Origin of the sequence: Mesorhizobium sp. 2RAF21 (assembly GCF_052115345.1) — a bacterium.
Classification (GTDB): Bacteria; Pseudomonadota; Alphaproteobacteria; order Rhizobiales; family Rhizobiaceae; genus Mesorhizobium; species Mesorhizobium terrae.
The window spans coordinates 14,072-30,417 of the sequence record NZ_JBFRGM010000034.1 but is presented as its reverse complement, the minus strand read 5'-3'; the positions used below and the strand labels follow the sequence as shown (position 1 = coordinate 30,417).

17 protein-coding genes are annotated in these 16,346 nt (G+C 65.6%); 8 read left to right on the top strand and 9 right to left on the bottom strand.

Annotated features, from left to right (window positions below):
• Window positions 1–11 precede the first annotated feature (11 nt).
• Window positions 12–629 (top strand): alpha/beta family hydrolase, encoded by a 618-nt coding sequence (locus AB4136_RS31825; protein WP_137901398.1) that lies wholly within the window; start codon window positions 12–14, stop codon window positions 627–629.
• Here AB4136_RS31825 and AB4136_RS31820 read toward each other — a convergent pair.
• Together AB4136_RS31820 and AB4136_RS31815 are read right to left on the bottom strand one after the other, a co-directional pair.
• Window positions 626–2,029 (bottom strand): ATP-binding protein, encoded by a 1,404-nt coding sequence (locus AB4136_RS31820; protein ID WP_137901397.1) that lies wholly within the window; start codon window positions 2,027–2,029, stop codon window positions 626–628. The two genes, AB4136_RS31825 and AB4136_RS31820, sit on opposite strands and share 4 nt — an antisense overlap.
• The gene (locus AB4136_RS31815; RefSeq protein ID WP_137901396.1) at window positions 2,026–2,745 is read right to left on the bottom strand and encodes a response regulator transcription factor; all 720 of its coding nucleotides are present in this window, start codon (window positions 2,743–2,745) and stop codon (window positions 2,026–2,028) included. The genes AB4136_RS31820 and AB4136_RS31815 overlap by 4 nt, the downstream gene beginning before the upstream one ends.
• 264 nt (window positions 2,746–3,009) lie before the next feature.
• On the opposite strand from AB4136_RS31815, the gene AB4136_RS31810 reads away from it, so the two are divergent.
• The 3 genes from AB4136_RS31810 to AB4136_RS31800 all read left to right on the top strand — a co-directional run bounded on the left by AB4136_RS31810 (window position 3,010) and on the right by AB4136_RS31800 (window position 4,047).
• The gene (locus AB4136_RS31810) at window positions 3,010–3,285 is read left to right on the top strand and encodes a hypothetical protein (RefSeq protein ID WP_441932200.1); all 276 of its coding nucleotides are present in this window, start codon (window positions 3,010–3,012) and stop codon (window positions 3,283–3,285) included.
• 33 nt (window positions 3,286–3,318) lie between these two features.
• A complete protein-coding gene (locus AB4136_RS31805; RefSeq protein WP_137901394.1) occupies window positions 3,319–3,579 on the top strand; it encodes a hypothetical protein in 261 nt (86 codons plus the stop codon).
• Window positions 3,580–3,831: 252 nt separating this feature from the next.
• On the top strand, window positions 3,832–4,047 hold the full coding sequence (locus AB4136_RS31800) for a hypothetical protein (RefSeq protein WP_024925540.1): 216 nt from the start codon (window positions 3,832–3,834) through the stop codon (window positions 4,045–4,047).
• A gap of 192 nt (window positions 4,048–4,239) precedes the next feature.
• Here AB4136_RS31800 and AB4136_RS31795 read toward each other — a convergent pair whose 3' ends face one another.
• Genes AB4136_RS31795 through AB4136_RS31780 form a run of 4 tightly spaced genes read right to left on the bottom strand, consistent with a single transcriptional unit; the run spans window position 4,240 to window position 11,042 of the window.
• The gene (locus AB4136_RS31795; protein ID WP_024925539.1) at window positions 4,240–6,312 is read right to left on the bottom strand and encodes a membrane protein; all 2,073 of its coding nucleotides are present in this window, start codon (window positions 6,310–6,312) and stop codon (window positions 4,240–4,242) included.
• A 1-nt stretch (window position 6,313) separates the two neighbouring features.
• Window positions 6,314–9,124: a DUF4159 domain-containing protein gene (locus tag AB4136_RS31790; RefSeq protein WP_024925538.1), complete on the bottom strand. Its 2,811-nt coding sequence runs from the start codon at window positions 9,122–9,124 to the stop codon at window positions 6,314–6,316.
• A complete protein-coding gene (locus AB4136_RS31785) occupies window positions 9,121–10,038 on the bottom strand; it encodes a DUF58 domain-containing protein (protein WP_024925537.1) in 918 nt (305 codons plus the stop codon). Before AB4136_RS31785 ends, AB4136_RS31790 begins: the two co-directional genes overlap by 4 nt.
• The gene (locus AB4136_RS31780; RefSeq protein WP_024925536.1) at window positions 10,038–11,042 is read right to left on the bottom strand and encodes an AAA family ATPase; all 1,005 of its coding nucleotides are present in this window, start codon (window positions 11,040–11,042) and stop codon (window positions 10,038–10,040) included. The genes AB4136_RS31785 and AB4136_RS31780 overlap by 1 nt, the downstream gene beginning before the upstream one ends.
• 147 nt (window positions 11,043–11,189) lie before the next feature.
• Between AB4136_RS31780 and AB4136_RS31775 the strand changes: the two genes are divergently transcribed.
• Genes AB4136_RS31775 through AB4136_RS31765 form a run of 3 tightly spaced genes read left to right on the top strand, consistent with a single transcriptional unit; the run spans window position 11,190 to window position 13,722 of the window.
• On the top strand, window positions 11,190–11,819 hold the full coding sequence (locus AB4136_RS31775) for a DUF1285 domain-containing protein (protein WP_024925535.1): 630 nt from the start codon (window positions 11,190–11,192) through the stop codon (window positions 11,817–11,819).
• On the top strand, window positions 11,819–12,454 hold the full coding sequence (locus tag AB4136_RS31770; RefSeq protein WP_024925534.1) for a CoA pyrophosphatase: 636 nt from the start codon (window positions 11,819–11,821) through the stop codon (window positions 12,452–12,454). Before AB4136_RS31775 ends, AB4136_RS31770 begins: the two co-directional genes overlap by 1 nt.
• Window positions 12,451–13,722: a CCA tRNA nucleotidyltransferase gene (locus AB4136_RS31765; RefSeq protein ID WP_137901393.1), complete on the top strand. Its 1,272-nt coding sequence runs from the start codon at window positions 12,451–12,453 to the stop codon at window positions 13,720–13,722. The genes AB4136_RS31770 and AB4136_RS31765 overlap by 4 nt, the downstream gene beginning before the upstream one ends.
• Here the strand turns inward: AB4136_RS31765 and AB4136_RS31760 are convergent, their stop codons facing one another.
• Entirely contained in the window at window positions 13,723–13,908 is a 186-nt protein-coding gene (locus tag AB4136_RS31760) for a DUF1059 domain-containing protein (RefSeq protein ID WP_024925532.1), read from the bottom strand.
• A gap of 145 nt (window positions 13,909–14,053) precedes the next feature.
• Window positions 14,054–14,968 carry an oxygen-dependent coproporphyrinogen oxidase gene (gene hemF / locus AB4136_RS31755; protein ID WP_137901392.1) on the bottom strand — a complete coding sequence of 305 codons (915 nt, stop codon included), beginning with the start codon at window positions 14,966–14,968 and terminating at the stop codon, window positions 14,054–14,056.
• A 100-nt stretch (window positions 14,969–15,068) separates the two neighbouring features.
• Here hemF and AB4136_RS31750 point away from each other — a divergent pair, with 100 nt between their 5' ends.
• Window positions 15,069–15,320, top strand: coding sequence for a hypothetical protein (locus AB4136_RS31750; RefSeq protein ID WP_137901391.1), 252 nt, complete (start codon window positions 15,069–15,071; stop codon window positions 15,318–15,320).
• 212 nt (window positions 15,321–15,532) lie between these two features.
• Here AB4136_RS31750 and AB4136_RS31745 read toward each other — a convergent pair whose 3' ends face one another.
• Window positions 15,533–15,991 carry a tRNA (cytidine(34)-2'-O)-methyltransferase gene (locus AB4136_RS31745; protein WP_137901390.1) on the bottom strand — a complete coding sequence of 153 codons (459 nt, stop codon included), beginning with the start codon at window positions 15,989–15,991 and terminating at the stop codon, window positions 15,533–15,535.
• Window positions 15,992–16,346: the final 355 nt, after the last annotated feature.

Genomic DNA, 16,346 nt, shown 5'->3' with positions numbered 1-16,346 from the left:
AGGGGATTGGCATGACCTCGTTTCTTGACGACGGCCCGGCTGACGCCGGCACCACGCTTCTGCTTGCCCATGGCGCGGGCGCGCCGATGGATTCGGACTGGATGAATGCCGTCTCGGCGCAACTGGCGGGCAAAGGCGTCCGTACTCTGCGTTTCGAGTTCGGCTACATGGCGGCGCGGCGCTCCGGCCAGCGCAAGCCGCCGCCTCGCGCCGAGGTGCTTCTGGACGAATACCGGCAGGCCGTCGCTGCTGCCGCACCGAGCGGCAGGTTGCTGATCGGCGGCAAGTCGCTGGGCGGGCGGGTTGCCAGCATGGTCGCCGACGAACTGTTCAGGACGGGAAAAATCGCCGGGCTCGTCTGCCTCGGTTACCCGTTCCATCCGCCCGGCCAGCCGGACAAGCTCAGAACCGCTCACCTCGCCGCAATGGAATGCCCGACCTTGATCTGCCAGGGCGAACGCGACCCGTTCGGCACCAGCGAGGAAGTGGCTAGCTACAAGCTTGCCCGGACAATCGCCGTCCAGTGGCTGCCCGACGGCGACCACGACCTGAAACCCCGCAAGGCTTCCGGTCGTACGCTGGCCGACAATCTGGATGAAGCGGCCGGCCGGATCGCTGCCTGGCGCTAGACCGCGAGCGGCAGTCGCAGTTCGGTCTGCAGGCCACCTTCGGGATGGTTCGACAGATAGATTTCCCCACCGGCGGCCCGCGCTATGTTGCGGGCGATCGTCAGGCCGAGCCCCAGCCCGCCCGTTTCGCGGTTGCGCGATTTCTCCAGCCGGACGAACGGGCTGAACACGGCGTCCAGCTTGGCCTGCGGTATGCCGGGACCCTCGTCGCGGATGACCAGCGCCATCTGGCTGTTGGAGTGATGCAGGCTGAGATGCGCCTTTTGGCCGTAAGTCACCGCGTTCTGGATGAGGTTGGTGACGCAGCGGCGCAGCGCCACCGGCCGCGCCAGGCAGATCAGTTCGCGCGACGGCGTGCCGTTGTCGTCGAGCGTTACCTGGGGGAAGCCGTCGGCGACGGATTCGACCAGTGACAGGAAATCGATGCGCTCGCTTTTCTCCTCCGCCACTTCGAAGGTGGCGAAATCGATGACGGAGCGGGCGATGTCCTCGATGTCGCTCAAATCGCGGGCGAGGTCGTCGTGCAGCTTCGACTTGCGCAGCAGTGCCAGCCTCAGCCGCATGCGTGTGAGGGGCGTGCGCAGGTCGTGCGCCAGCGCCGCCGCGAGCTGCTCGCGATCCTCGACATATTCGCGCAGCCGCGACTGCATGGAATTGATCGCCCGGGCCGCCGCGCGGATCTCGCGGCTGCCGGCTTCCGAAATGGGCGGGCTCTTCAGGTCGTTGCTGATGCGCCGTACCGCCGTTTCCATCACCCGGTAGGGCGCGGTCAGGCGGCGCAGCGACCAGACCGACATCGCCACGACGAGACCGGCGACGATGGCATAAAGCGGCAGGCTCTCGGGGTTCAGCACCGGGCCTGGCGGAATGATCGGTTCGGTGAAGTTCAGCCATTGGCCGTCGGAGAACTCGATCGAAGCGGTCAGCTTGTCGCTTTCGGAGAATCCCGCCGCGAGCCTCAGGAGATCCTTTTCCACCTCGCCGGCATCGGAGCCGGGTTTGCGGACGGGTTTTTCGGGCTGGGTCGCCTCGTCGCGCCGCACCCTTGCCTCGGTGACGCCGAAGCGAGCGAGGCGGCTGACGAGGATGTCCTCCAGTTCCGCCAGCTGGTCGTTCTGGGCGATCGAAGAGGTGACGACGGGGCTGTCGGAAACGGTCATCGCATAGCTGGTGCTAGCAACACCGGAAGCCATGCGTTTGCGGTCCGCCGGAGTGGCCGCATAAAGCAGCTGGACGACCGAATAGGCGCGATCGTTCAGCCGGTAGTAGTCGACGATGTCGGCGACGGCGGCACGGTCCCTAGCCACGATATAGAGTGTGGCGACCTGGCTCATCAAAAGCGCGGCGATCACGATCAGCAGAACCCAGGCGGGCAGGGTCTGTGGCAGGAACCGCTTCATTCGGAGGTGGTCTCGGGAATGAACTGGTAGCCGCCGCTGCGCACCGTGTGGATCAGCTTGGGCGTGCGGGGGTCGTCTTCCATCTTGCGCCTGAGCCGGCTGACCAGAATGTCGACGCTGCGGTCATAGTTGATGCCGACGTCGCCGCCGGAGAGTTCGACGAGTTGGTCGCGGGTGAGCACGCGCTGCGCGCTCTTGACGAATGTGTGCAGCAGGTTGAATTCGGCCGCGGTCAGTTCCACCCGCACGTCGCCCGGCGCGATCAGCCGGCGGCGCGAGCAATCCATCGTCCAGCCAGCGAAGCGGTAGACCTGGCGCGGCGGCTGCCTTGGGGCCTCAGTCGCGTTGTTGCGCCTCAGCACGGCGCGGATACGGGCCAGCAGTTCGCGCGGGTCGAACGGTTTCGGCACATAATCGTCCGCACCCATCTCCAGGCCGACCACCCGGTCCGTCGTTTCGTTGACGGCGGTCAGCATGATGATGGGGAGCGCCTGGTTCGTGTTGCGCAGCTCGCGACACAGTTCCAGCCCGCTCTTGCCCGGCAGCATCACGTCGAGGATGACCAGGTCGAATTGGTTGCGCCGCATCGTGGCTTCCATTTCGTTGCCATCGCGGGCCACCGAGGTGCGCAGGCCGCGCTTCTCGAAAAACTCCTGAAGCAGATCGCGTATGCCCTTGTCGTCGTCGACGATCAGAATGTGTGCATCGGATTTCACGAGATACCCATTGCAATGCTTTGCCGGGGAGGCAGTTGGTTTCGCCCTTAGGATAGGGTTGCCCGATCGTCTTGGCCAGCGGCTGCGGCGTTTCGAAGGCGCGTCCTCCTCAGAAACAATCCAGAAACAAAATTCAACATCCGGGAAAAACTGACGCAAAAAACCGATGCGATAAGGGTCCTCGCAGCGGCCAGAACACCGGTCGCGGCGCCTCGCAAACGGGGAACGCAGGGACTGACGATGCAAAGATGTTCGAATGGATGGATGGCTGCGATGCTCGGCGTTTCGCTTGTCCTGTCCGCCGTCGGACATTCGCAAGCAGACACCCCCATCACCCGCAGCGAACGTTGCAACCGGCTAAGTCAACAACTCGACGAGGCCATCGAAACCCACGCCGAGGCGGCTCAGGTCGCCCAGGCAAAGGTGCTTCAAAAGAAGGCGACCCGGTATTGCGCGGACCGCAAGCAGGCCCAGGGCATCCGGACCTACGCCACCGCTTTGAAGCTTCTTGGAGTGACACCTGACGATCCCAGTCAGTGAAGCTCGACCCAAACTGAAAAAAGGAAGCCTATTATGAAGAAGACCATCCTCTCCGCTCTCGGCCTCTCTGTTGCTCTCGCTTTCTCGATGCCGGTTCTCGGCACGACCGCCGCGAACGCTGCTTCGACCACGGCGACCACGACCACGACGACCGCTCCGGCTGCTGCCACCACCACCACCACCGCAGCTCCGGCCGCGACCGCTAAGAAGCCGGTCGAGAAGGTCACCAAGAAGAAAGTTGTGAAGAAGCACAAGAAGGCTGCCAAGAAGGCCGAAGCCAAGAAGACGATGTAAATCGTCCTTGGCTAACCTCGAGACCGCCTTCGGCGTCCCCCCTCTCGAAGGCGGTCTTGCGGTCTCCCGACCCGCCGCGGCCATGCGGGCCTCAGCGGAAACGACGCTTCGACGTGCAGCCCGGGCGACTATTCGTCAGGCGCCCCCTCTGTCCGGCCCATGCGCCAGGGTCATTCCTGCCGGCGGCGACCGATTCCCAACGGACACGCGACCGGTACTGGCCCGCTCAACCAGGAACATAGGAACACGTCCATGAGAAAGTCCCTTCTGTCGGCCCTCGGCCTCGCCGTGGCGCTTGCCTTCTCGATGCCGATCGTCGGCGCCAGCTCGGCCAATGCCGCCGAGACTGCCAAGCACGTGATGCACAAGAAGCATCATCACCGCGCTCATCATCGCAAGCACCACAGGAAGCATCACGCCCGCAAGCATCATCGTCACCACTACGCGGCTGCCAAGAAGGCCGCCTAAACATACGGCTTCCGCCACGGGCGGGATCGACAAGAAGGCCGCCTCCGGGGTTTCGGAGCGCGGCCTTCTTGTCGTTTGGCGGGCGTGTCGCAAGCTGATCTAAAGTCGTTACGGCGCGCTATCTCCGTCGTCTCGGATAGCTTGGCTGGAGCAACCGAAGCGGCGGCTCCCTGTCATACTTGCCGGATCGCTTTAGCGGCCTTCGCGGTACCACATGCTGCCCAGCGCCAGGAGCAGCAGACCGAGCCCGAGGAAGCCGCCGAACAGCGGCACGCGCGACACCGCCTTCAGCACGCTGTCGTCGGTGGTGCGCAAGCCGATCCAGTCGCGTCCGGCAGCCTCGGCCTGACCGCGCACCGGCACGATCGAAGGCAGCGCGATGTCGCTGCCGGTGCCGGCGACGAGGCGCCGCACGCTGCCGCCGGTGGCCTCAGTGGCCGGCTTCAGCTTGCTCTCCGTGGAAACGACATCGCCGAATTCCGGCGCATTGATGGGGCCGACATGGGCAAGCGCGGTCAGGTCGCCATTGGCAACCTGATAGAGACCGATTTCGCCGACCTCCATGCTGCCGCTGAAGATTCCCGGCTCCGATTTCTGCAAGGTCAGGGTGAGCGGCTTGCCGGAAGGGGTGATGATGCGGGCGGCGCCGGGATCGTCGCTCATCGTCTGGCGGCGCACCTCCAGCGTCATGCCACGACCGTCGGCGGTCAGCCGTTCTTCTTCCAGCTCCGGTTCCTTCATCAGCCAGTGCGCGACGCGGCGATAGAGCTGCACATGCGGGCCGCCGCCTTCGAAGCCACGCGCCCACAGCCATCCCTGGTCGGAAAGCAGCATGCCGACGCGGCCCTGGCCCTTGCGGTCGAGCACCAGAAGCGGGCGGTCCTCGGCTCCCTTCATCACCACTTCGCCCTCGGGCCGATCGATGCCGATGGTGCGGAACCAGCGGCCCCAGCGCGGCGGACTGGCTTCGGACCCCTCAAGCCCACGGGTGACCGGGTGACGCTGGCCGAGTTCGGTCAGGCGTGGATAAAAGGCCTTGTCGATAACCTCGCCGGTCGGCATGCCGGGCAGGGCCGACATCAGCGGCGTGCGGGCAATCGTGCTCGGTCCGGCATATTCGGGGCCGGCCGCGATCAGCAGCGCGCCGCCCTTTTCGACATATTCGGCGATGTAGTCGTAATAGAGGATCGGCAGCACGTCGCGATGCTGGTAGCGGTCGAAGATGATCAGGTCGAACTGGTTGATCTTGTCGACGAAGAGTTCGCGTGTCGGGAAGGCGATCAGCGACAGCTCGTTGATCGGCGTGCCGTCCTGCTTCTCGGGCGGCCGCAGAATGGTGAAATGCACCAGATCCACCGACGCATCGGATTTGAGCAGGTTGCGCCAGGTCCGTTCGCCCGCATGCGGTTCGCCCGAGACCAGCAAGACGCGAAGGTTTTCGCGAATGCCGTCCACCAGCGCGATCGCGCGGTTGTTGATGTCGGTCAACTCGCCATCCTCCTTCGGGATGGTGAGTTCGACGATGTTGCGACCGGCGCTGGGGATCGTCACCTGCAGCGGCATTTCCTGGCCGATGAAGGCGCGTTCGACCGCGACCTGCTGGCCGTTGACGGAGACGCGCACGTCGACGGGCCCGGTCTGCCCGTCGGTGGCGATGACGCGATAGGTCATGTCGAGCGGCTTGCCGACAAGGCCGAAGCGCGGCGCCTTGTCGAAGCGCACGCGGCGGTCCTTTTCGTTCTCGTGGCCGGTGATCAGCGCGTGGAGCGGTGCGTTGAACTCCGGCCGGCCGGCCGGCACATCGTGCACCTCGCCGTCGGTGATCATCACCGCGCCGGCGACACGCGACGGCGGCACGTCGCGCAGCGCGCCGTCGAGCGCCGAGAACAGGCGGGTCTCGGTGCGTTCCTCGGCGGCGCCGCTCTTGCCGGCCTCGACGACGCGCACGTCGAACTGCTTGAAGCGGGCGAGCCGTTCCTTCAGGCCGGCAACGGCGGCGTCGGTCTGGGCGGTGCGGTCGCCGATGTCCTGGCTCTGGCTGCGGTCGACGATGACGGCGACGACGCTTTTCAGCGCTTCGCGATCTTCGTCCAGGAACACCGGGTTGAACAGGGCAAGCGCCAGCGCGGCAAGGGCTACAAGGCGCAGCACTGCGCCGCGCTGACGGAACCACAGGCCGACAGCGGCAAGCAGCGCCAGCGGCACCAGCATCGCCGCCAGCAGGGGCCAGGACAGGAGCGGTTCGAAGGCGAGCGACCAGTTCATCTCATTGACCAAGCCGTTCGAGCAGGTCCGGCACGTGCACCTGGTCGGATTTGTAGTTGCCGGTCAGCATGTACATGATGATGTTGACGCCGGCGCGGAAGGCATAGATGCGCTGCATCGGGTCGGACGGCACGGTCGGAAAGAGCGGATTGCCGTTTTCGTCCTCGGCCCAGGCGCCGGCGAAATCGTTCGAAGTGATCATGATCGGCGTCACGCCGTCGCCGGTGCGCACCGGGCGGTTGCCGGGGTTGCTGGCCTCGAGCGAGGCCTCGACCCAGAGCGGGCTTCCCGCATAGCGTCCCGGAAACTCGTTCAGGATGTAGAACGACTTGGTCAGCACATGGTCGGACGGCACCGGCTCCAGCGGCGGCACGTTGAGCGTGCCCAGAATATCGCGCAGGCGCTGCGTCGCCGGACTGGCGGAAGCGTCGAGCGTGGCGGCGAACTGGTCGCGCGTGTCGAACAGAACCGTGCCGCCATTTTTCATATATTCGTCGATGCGGGCGATCGCGGATTGCGACGGCACCGGGACATTGGCGTCCACCGGCCAGTAGATGAGCGGGTAGAAGGCGAGGTCGTCGCTTTCGATGTTGACCCCGGTCGGGTCGCCGGGTTCCAGCGCGGTCTTTTCGCGCAGGAAACGGGTAAGCCCCCCCATTCCGGCGCGGCTAACGGCATCGATGCTGGAATTGCCGGTCAGCACATAGGCGATCCGCGTCACGGTGGCAGCGTCGATCGCCTGCTGATCGCCGGGCTTGGCGTCGCTGGCGAAGGCGGGCGGTACGGGCAGGAACAGCGCGGGAAGGATGATCAGCGCGACGGCTGCCGCCGTCATCCGGCCGGCCGCCCGGCGCCAGAGACCGGTCAGCCACAACACGACCAATCCGTCGACGATCAACAGTGCAAGCGCGGCGAACAGCAGCGGTCCCTTGATGTCCTGCTGTTCGTCGACGGCGTAGCTTTCGGTGACGACGGGGATCGATACCGTCGGGCGGCTGATCGGCGCCAATGTCGCATCCGCCGGCAAAAGATTATGCGCGAATACGCCGTTTTCGGTACCGTAGAGACCGGGTGGGTTCTCTATGGTCACGGGCAGCGGAGCCTTGCCGGTTTGCAAGGGCTTTGCTTCACCGCTTGGCGGCCCGATCTGGCCGTCGGCGCCAATCATCCGGTAGGGCGGCAAAGTGGCGGCGGGCGCGTTTTCCGTTGATGCTCCAACAGCGCCCTGGTTGCGCGAGAGCTGGACGATGGCTCTCAGCATTTCCACGAAGCTTCCTGAAATCGGCAGGTTCGACCACGTCGCCGAAGGGGTGATGTGGAAAAGCACCACGATACCCTTGCCGCGGCTGTCGGCCGTCACCAGCGGGGTGCCGTCGGCCAGCGTCGCCCATGTGTGTTCGGCCAAGGTCGGGGTCGGTTCGGCCAGGATCTGGCGCGAGACGGTCACGTCCTGCGGCGGCGCGAGTTTCGCGAACGGGCCGTTCGATGGGAACTCGGTCACTTTCTGCGGTTCGGTCCAGGAAAGCGCGCCGCCCAGCAGGCGTTCGCCGAGCCTGAGCTTCACCGGCAGCAACTCGTCGTCATTGCCGGCGGTAAGCAGCCGCGTCGAGGCAAAACGGATCAAGGTGCCGCCATTCTGCATCCATTTGATCAGCGGCTCGCGCACCGCGTCCGGCACGGTGCCGACATCGCCCAGGACGATGACCGCCGGCTTCTGCTCCAGAAGCTGCGGAATGGCCTCCTGGAGGTCCGGGCTTTTCGGTTCGATGATGTCGGCCGATGGCTCAAGAGCGCGGCGGATGTAATAGAGCGGGGAGAGAAGCTGCCTGGTATCGTCCGTCGGTGCCTGAGACAGCAAGGCAACGCGCCGGCGCTTTGCCGTCCCGTCGAGCAGTCGGACGCCGGCGGCGTGATTTTCTCCGTCCAGCGAGATCGCGGCGAAATCGTTGCGCAGTTCGAAGGGAACGACGATTTCGCCCGATGCTACCGCTTCGCCGGGTCGGAAGGTGAGGGCAGCGTCGCCGATACGCCGGCCCTTTTCGTCGAATGCGCCGGCGGTCATGGCGCGTGGCACGCCTGCGGGCGCGCGTATGGCGGTGACGCTGAAGCGATCGAGGCCGTTGTCGGCCGCGGTCAAGCCGACCATATCGAGACGATCCGGCGCGGCCCAGACGATGTTGGCGGGCTTGGCCGCAAGCAATGTCGCGAAAGCCTTGTCATCATCCTTGGCGGCGAGGCCATCGGTGAGCAAGGCGATGGTCGCGCCGGTCCTCTGGCCGATCGTGTTGGCGACGGCCAGGAAAACACCTTCGCGGTCGACCGGCACGGGGCGCGGCTGCACCGCGTTCAGGCGGCTGCGGGCATCGCCCGCACTGTAGGGACCGATCTGCTGGTTCGCCTTCTCCGCCGTGAAGGCAAGGATGATCGGCATCTCCTTCTTCTCGGCATCGTTGATGAGCCGCTCGGCGGTAGCGACACGCTTGTTCCAGTCGGGCGCGCTCGCCCAGCCATTGTCCACGACGAGGGCAAGCAGGCTGCCGCCGACAGGGATACGCTCGCGCGGGTTCCACACCGGGTCGGCCAGCGCGAAGATGACCAGGCCGGCCATCAGCAGGCGCAGCAGGGTCAGCCACCACGGGCTGCGGTTCGGCGTGTCCTCCGAGCGTAGCACCCTGGCCAGGATCTTCAGCGGCGGGAACACTTCCTTCTGCGGCTGCGGCGGCGTGAAGCGCAGCAGCCACCAGATGACGGGCAGGGCGACGAGGCCCCACAGCACCATGGGCGCACCGAAGGAGAGCGGCAGCCAGCTCATGCGCCGACCCTTCCGAGGTGGCTGTCATCGACGCTGAGCGCCATATGCAGCCGCACCAGCGCTTCGGAAGCCAGGTGGTCGGTGTGGTTGACGGTGTAGCTCCAGCCCAGGCGCTTGGCCCAGGCCGCCAGTGTCTCACGGCGGGCGACATAGAGCCTGCGATAGTCCTCGGAAAGCACTTCGGCGCGACCGGCGATCAGCTTTTCGCCTGTTTCGGGGTCGGTGAATTCCGTGCGGCCCGCATAAGGGAATGTCTCCTCGGCGGGATCGGCCACCTCGACCAGATGGGCGCGCGCGCCACGCCGGGCCAACCCGTCCAGCCATTCGAACGTCTCCTCGACAGGGTCAAGGAAATCGCTGATCAGCACGACGTCGGCGAAGCGGCGTATGCCGGAAAGGTCGGGCCTGGCCGGCAAAACCGCGGCATGGGCAAGGCGCGCGGCGATGCGCTCGGCGCCGTTGCGGTTGGTGAACGGGTCGGTGACGCCCGGCCAGGCGATGCGTTCGCCGCTGCGCGACAACAGTTCGGCCATGGCGAGTGTCAGGACCAGCGCGCGCGACTGCTTGGACACTTTCGCGCCGGCCGATTTGTAGAGCATGGACGGAGACGGGTCGGCCCACAGCCAGACGGTGTGGGCGGCTTCCCACTCGCGGTCGCGCACATAGGTGTGGTCGTCGCGGGCGGAGCGGCGCCAGTCGATGCGCGCCACCGCCTCGCCCTCGACATAGGGTCGGAACTGCCAGAAATCCTCGCCGATGCCGCGTTTGCGGCGGCCGTGCCAGCCGGCGATCACCGTGTTGACGATGCGGCGCGCCTCGACCAGCAGATCGGGCACCAGCGATGCGCGCAGGCGGCCCCTTGCCAGCGCGTCATGCGCGGCAACCGGTGCCTGTGCCTCGCCGATCCTGGCCATCACAGCCCTTTGGTCAGTTTCGCCACCACGTCGCGCACGCTCATGCCTTCGGCCCGGGCGGCGAAGGTCAGCGCCATGCGATGTTGCAGCACCGGCTCGGCCAGTGCCTTGACGTCGTCGACCGACGGGGCGAGGCGGCCGTCATAGAGCGCGCGGGCGCGGGCGCAGAGCGTCAGCGCCTGGCTGGCGCGCGGGCCGGGACCCCAGGCGACATGCTTGTCGGTTTCGGCATTGCCCTGGCCGGGCCGCGCCGAACGCACCAGCTTGAGGATCGCTTCGACGACGCTCTCGGGCACCGGCATGCGGCGGATCAGCGTCTGGATATCGCGCAACCGGGCGGGATCGAGCATGTTCTGCGGCTTGGCCTCGTCGATGCCGGTGGTCTCCAGCAGAATGCGCCGTTCGGCCTCGATCTCGGGATAGAGGATGTCGATCTGCATCAGGAAACGATCGAGCTGCGCCTCGGGCAGCGGGTAGGTGCCTTCCTGCTCCAGCGGATTTTGCGTGGCGAGCACATGGAAGGGGGCGGGCAGGTCGTGGCGGGCGCCGGCGATGGTGACATGGTATTCCTGCATCGACTGCAACAGCGCCGACTGCGTGCGCGGGCTGGCGCGGTTGATCTCGTCCGCCATCAGGAGCTGAGCGAAGATCGGTCCGCGGATGAAGCGGAACGAGCGCTTGCCGCTTTCGTCCTGCTCCATCACCTCCGAGCCCAGGATATCGGACGGCATCAGGTCGGGCGTGAACTGGATGCGGCGGGCATCGAGGCCGAGCACCACGCCCAGCGTCTCCACCAGCTTGGTCTTGGCCAGGCCCGGCACGCCGACCAGCAGCGCGTGGCCGCCGGCCAGAAGCGCCACCAGGGCGCGTTCGATCACGCTTTCCTGGCCGAAGATGACGCGGCCGACGCCGTCGCGCACCCGCGAGATGTCGGCCAGCGCCTTTTCGGCGGCGGCGATCATCTCTTTCTCGTCGATCGGGCTTTCCTTGACCATCACGCTCATCAGGCATCGATCCTTGTCGTTGAGGACGCCGGCCCGCATCATATGCGCGTTCATCGTACGGCGATTCGGCCTTCGCCGGGCTCTGACCCCGAGCTTATTTGACCGTGTATAGCTGACAAGCGCAACAACAGTGACTATTTCGTGACGATGACCGCAACCTCCGGACAAGCACCCGACAGCATGACCGCCGCCGCCGACGCGCGCGGGCTGGAGGCGCTGGTGGCGCGTGCCGCCCGTGCCGGCAAGGGCCTGCCGCCGGTCGAACGCTGGAACCCGCCCTTCTGCGGCGACATCGACATGGAAATCCGCCAGGACGGCACCTGGTTCTATCTCGGCACGCCCATCGGCCGCATGCCGCTGGTGCAACTTTTTTCGACCGTGCTGCGGCAGGACGAAGACGGCAGGACCTATCTGGTCACGCCGGTGGAGCGGGTCGGCATCCGTGTGGTCGACGCGCCCTTCGTCGCCGTCGAGGTGGATGTCTCGGCCGGGGACGGGGAGCAGGTCATCACTTTCCGCACCAATGTCGGCGACGTGGTCGAGGTCGGGCCGGCCAACCCGCTGCGCTTCGTCGACGAGGCCGAGACCGGCGGGTTGAAACCCTATGTGCTGGTGCGCGGCCGGCTCGAGGCGCTGGTGGCGCGGCCGGTGATGTACGAACTGGTCGGCCATGGCGAGGAGATCGACGTCGGCGGCGTGGCGATGTTCGCCTTGCGGTCGAATGGCGAGGTCTACCCGGTCATGCCGGCGATCCGGCTTGCGGAACTGAGCGCCTGATGGACCAATCGTTGCCTCCTTTGTTCTCGGCTGCCGATTTCCGCATGCGCGCTGCGCGGGAAGAGAATTTCCTGGTGCATCCCGACGAGGATGGCGACCATCGTTTCAACCCCGGCCATCCGCGCCTGAAACGCAGCGAGCCGCTGCGCGACGCCGCCGTGCTGATCCCGGTCATCGACCGGGGCACTGAAGCCACCGTTCTGTTGACCAAGCGCGCTGAAACGCTACGCAGCCACACCGGCCAGGTCGCCTTTCCGGGCGGGCGGATCGACGACGACGACCATTCCCCTGAATTCGCCGCCTTGCGCGAAACCCACGAGGAGATCGGGCTCGACCGCCGCTTCATCGACATTGTCGGACGCATGCCGGACTATGTCTCCGGCAGCGGCTACCGCATCGCGCCGGTGCTTTCTGTGGTGCGGCCGGGTTTTTCGCTGACCTTGAACCATGACGAGGTCGACGCCGCCTTCGAGGTGCCGCTCAGCTTTCTGATGGACCCGACCAACCACCGCCGCGACAGCCGCTTCTGGAACGACCTCGAATGGTTCTTCTACGAGATGCCGTATGACGGCCAACGCATCTGGGGCGTGACGGCCGGCATTATCCGCACGCTCTATGAAAGGCTCTACGCGTGACGGATAGCGTCTCCATCGCCGACAAGGCCGACTGGCTCGCCGACAAGAACCTCAAGCGCCTTTTGGCCGCTCTGTCGGAAGCGGGCGAAGAGGCGCGCATCGCCGGCGGCGCGGTGCGCAACGCGCTGATCGGCGAACCGGTGGCCGATATCGACATCGCCACCACAAATCGCCCCGAGGAGACGATGCGGCGTGCGCGGGCCGCCGGGTTCAAGGCGGTGCCGACCGGCATCGAACACGGCACCATCACCGTGGTGATTGCCGGCAAGGGTTACGAGGTGACGACGCTGAGGGCCGATGTCGAGACCGACGGCCGCCATGCGAAAGTGTCGTTCGGCCGCGACTGGAAGGCGGATGCGGAGCGACGCGACTTCTCCATCAACGCGCTTTACGCGAAGGCAGACGGCACCGTGGTCGATCTGGTCGGCGGCATCGCCGACATCGCCGCAAGACGCCTGCGCTTCATCGGCGATGCCGAAAAGCGTATCCGCGAGGACTATCTGCGCATCCTGCGCTTTTTCCGGTTTTTCGCCTGGTATGGGGCAGGGCGTCCCGACGCGGACGGCCTGAAAGCCTGCGCGCGGCTGAAAGAGGGCCTCGACCGGCTCTCGGCGGAGCGTGTCTGGGCGGAGCTGAAGAAATTGCTGTCGGCGCCGGACCCGTCGCGGGCATTGCTGTGGATGCGGCAGGCCGGCGTGTTGTCGCGCGTGCTGCCGGAAAGCGAGAAGTGGGGCATCGACGCCGTCCACGGGCTGATCGCGGCGGAACGCGATCTCGGCTGGCCGGTACAGCCGCTGCTACGGCTGGCGGCTATGGTGCCGCCGGATGCGGCCAGGATGAAGGCGATGGCGGAACGGCTGCGGTTTTCGTCCGACGAGGCAAACCGCATGCAGCGCTGGGCGCTGACGCCGACTATCGAGGCGAAGACGACCGAAGGCATGCTCGCCAAGACCCTGTATCTCGGCGACCGCCAGGCGGTCGTCGACCGGCTGAAACTGTCGCTGTCGGCGGCGCGTGCCCGTGTCGCCACCGACGATGCGGCACTGACCGAGGCCGGCGGCTATGCGCGTCTGCTCGGCTACGCGGAGAAATGGGAAAAGCCGGCTTTTCCGGTCAAGGGCGCCGATATGTCGGCGCTTGGCCTGTCTCCGGGTCCGAAATTCGGAGCGTTGCTGAAAACGCTGGAGACGGAATGGGTGGAGAAGGGCTTCCAGCCAGACCGCGGCGCGCTGCTCGAACGCGCCGCCGAAATACTCAACAAGTCCTGATCAGGCCGCGTCGCGGACCTTTTCGATGCGCGAGCGAATGGCCTCGACCATGGTCTCGCGGATGATCGTCTCGCCATGGGTTTCGCGCATATGCTCGACCGCGCGGCGCATGACCTCCGCTTCCTCCTCGGCGCGGGTGTGCCAGTCGCAGCCGGGGACGAGCGAGCCGCAGTGAAATTCCTTCATCGAAGTCCTCCTTTCCTCGTCGTCGGAACGGTTAGCATAACACGCCGCCGCCGCTTTGGTTGCCTCGAAAATGGCCGTCGCGGCCGTGGTTTGCCCTGGCGAAGCCTGGGCGAATTAGCCGGTGTGGCGGCAAGTTCCTGTCAAATCAGGGCCATTTCGCCTGCGGCGGCAGGCTGGACAGGATCGAATTGACGTTGCCGCCGGTCTTCAGGCCGAACAGCGTGCCGCGATCGTAGAGCAGGTTGAACTCGGCATAACGTCCGCGCCGGATCAACTGCTCCTCGCGGTCGCCGTCGGTCCAGTTGTCGTTGAAGTTGCCGCGCAACAGATGCTGGTAAACGACCAGGAAAGCCCGGCCGACATCCTGCGCGAAATTAAAGTCCGCCTCCCAGCCGCCTTTCTCCTGCGGCGACTGCTGCCAGTCGAAGAAGATGCCGCCGATGCCGCGCGCCTCGTTGCGGTGCGGCAGGAAGAAATAGTCGTCGCACCAGGTCTTGAAGCGGGCGTAGTCGGCCACCGCCGCGTTCTTCTCGCAGGCGAACTGCATGGCGCGGTGGAAGCAGGCCGTGTCGGGATCGTCCTGGGTGCGGCGCCGGTCGAGCACCGGGGTCAGGTCGGCGCCGCCGCCGAACCAGTGTCTGGAGGTGACCACCATGCGCGTGTTCATATGCACGGCCGGCACGTTCGGGTTCCAGGGGTGGGCGATCAGCGAGATGCCGCTTGCCCAGAAGCTCGGATCTTCCTCGGCGCCCGGTATCTGCTTGCGGAACTCGGGCGAGAACTCGCCATGGACGGTGGATGTGTGCACTCCCACCTTCTCGAAGACGCGGCCATGCATCATCGACATGGTGCCGCCGCCGCCCTTGCCGTCCTCGCGCAGCCACGGCGTCCGCTCGAAGCGGCCGGGCGCCCAGGAAGCCTGCGGGCCGGTCAGTTCGTCCTCGATCGCCTCGAAGGCGGTACAGATGCGGTCGCGCAGTTCCTCGAACCAGGCGCGGGCGCGCTGCTTCTTGTCTTCGATGTCGGCGGGCAGACCAGCCGGTATTTCGGGTCGTTCCAAGTGCCGTCTCCGGGCGCGGGCATCTTTGCCCGACAAATGACTCGTCTTTTTCGGGCGCGATCCCTAATCTTCTCAGAAGTTGGGTCAAGGAGTTCTTTTTGTGCGTACTCCCGCAAGACCACCGCTGGATGGCCTCAAGAAGAGGCTGGACCGTGCCCGCGCCGAGGCCACGCCACGTGACGGCTTCCTGCGCGAAACCTTTGTGTTGCCGCGTTCCGACGCCCGATTGAAGGCGAAGGAGTGGTTCGAACGGTGGCCCAGACAGGCCTATTGGACGACCATCGAAAGCTGGTTCGAACGGCCGGGCGACGTCATCGAATTCACCATTCGCAGGCTGCCGGTCGCCGATTGACCCGGCGCGGCGGCCCAAAGCGCCTCCGTCCCTCGCGTCTCTTGACTTCAAGTTAGCTTGAACTTGTAGAGAAATTGTCTTCGAGAGATAAGCGAAGGCGAAAGACGATGTGCGCGTCAGGCTGGGCGGTTTCGGCGAGTCATCTTGGAAAAGACGGACGGCGTGCTGTCTTCAGTGCTCCGGCCGAGGCGGAGGGCACCGGAATAGAGGCGCTAAGCCAGCTGCCGCAAGGCCTCGCCAGCCACCATGGCCACCGAAAGCGCCACGTTGAGGCTGCGGGCGCCGGCCTGCATGGGGATGAGCAGACGCGCGTCCGCGGCATCGTGGACAGTGTCCGGCACGCCGGCGGATTCGCGCCCGAACAGGATGACGTCGCCCTCGGCGAAGGCGAAATCCGTATAGGGCACGACCGCTTTGGTCGACAAAAGCAGCAGCCGGCGGCCCTCGCTGCGCCGCCACTCCTCGAAGCGAGGCCAGTCGACATGGCGGGTGAGCGCCGCCATTTCCAGATAGTCCATGCCGGCGCGCCTGAGGTTGCGGTCGGACAGGTCGAAGCCGGCAGGCTCGATGACGTCGACGGCAAGGCCCGTGCAGGCGGCGAAGCGCAAAATTGTCCCGGTATTGCCGGCAATATCCGGCTGGTAGAGGGCGATGCGCAGACCGTGCTTCATTTCGGCGTCTTCTGGATGCGTGGCAGATCGGCCACAGATGGTTCCTGGTTTCGGCGATTGCTCGACTGGCATCTGGTCATTTTTTGCGAATGCGTGTATCAGGCCGGCATTGTCAACTCGAACCGACGGAGGCGTTCATGGAAACCATCCTGACCATGTGTATCACACGCCTTCTGGCGTGGGGCGTATGCCCGACGGCTGGCTCGGTTCGACGTTTCTCCTAGCACTCTAGGCTCCATCGCACCGATCCCAGCCGGACCTCTCTTCCGGCCATCAAGGGAATCCTGCGATGTTTTTACCCAAGACCCGGGGGCTGTACGCCCCGTCTGACCGCGTTCAGTTCCAACCGTTTTTC

What these genes read in the sequence shown, in the direction of transcription:
- AB4136_RS31825 (WP_137901398.1), top strand. Translation starts at nt 12, where the DNA reads ATGACCTCGTTTCTTGACGACGGCCCGGCTGACGCCGGCACCACGCTT.
- AB4136_RS31820 (WP_137901397.1), bottom strand. Translation starts at nt 2,029, where the DNA reads ATGAAGCGGTTCCTGCCACAGACCCTGCCCGCCTGGGTTCTGCTGATC.
- AB4136_RS31810 (WP_441932200.1), top strand. Translation starts at nt 3,010, where the DNA reads ATGGCTGCGATGCTCGGCGTTTCGCTTGTCCTGTCCGCCGTCGGACAT.
- AB4136_RS31805 (WP_137901394.1), top strand. Translation starts at nt 3,319, where the DNA reads ATGAAGAAGACCATCCTCTCCGCTCTCGGCCTCTCTGTTGCTCTCGCT.
- AB4136_RS31800 (WP_024925540.1), top strand. Translation starts at nt 3,832, where the DNA reads ATGAGAAAGTCCCTTCTGTCGGCCCTCGGCCTCGCCGTGGCGCTTGCC.
- AB4136_RS31795 (WP_024925539.1), bottom strand. Translation starts at nt 6,312, where the DNA reads ATGAACTGGTCGCTCGCCTTCGAACCGCTCCTGTCCTGGCCCCTGCTG.
- AB4136_RS31790 (WP_024925538.1), bottom strand. Translation starts at nt 9,124, where the DNA reads ATGAGCTGGCTGCCGCTCTCCTTCGGTGCGCCCATGGTGCTGTGGGGC.
- AB4136_RS31785 (WP_024925537.1), bottom strand. Translation starts at nt 10,038, where the DNA reads ATGGCCAGGATCGGCGAGGCACAGGCACCGGTTGCCGCGCATGACGCG.
- AB4136_RS31780 (WP_024925536.1), bottom strand. Translation starts at nt 11,042, where the DNA reads ATGAGCGTGATGGTCAAGGAAAGCCCGATCGACGAGAAAGAGATGATC.
- AB4136_RS31775 (WP_024925535.1), top strand. Translation starts at nt 11,190, where the DNA reads ATGACCGCAACCTCCGGACAAGCACCCGACAGCATGACCGCCGCCGCC.
- AB4136_RS31770 (WP_024925534.1), top strand. Translation starts at nt 11,819, where the DNA reads ATGGACCAATCGTTGCCTCCTTTGTTCTCGGCTGCCGATTTCCGCATG.
- AB4136_RS31760 (WP_024925532.1), bottom strand. Translation starts at nt 13,908, where the DNA reads ATGAAGGAATTTCACTGCGGCTCGCTCGTCCCCGGCTGCGACTGGCAC.
- AB4136_RS31745 (WP_137901390.1), bottom strand. Translation starts at nt 15,991, where the DNA reads ATGAAGCACGGTCTGCGCATCGCCCTCTACCAGCCGGATATTGCCGGC.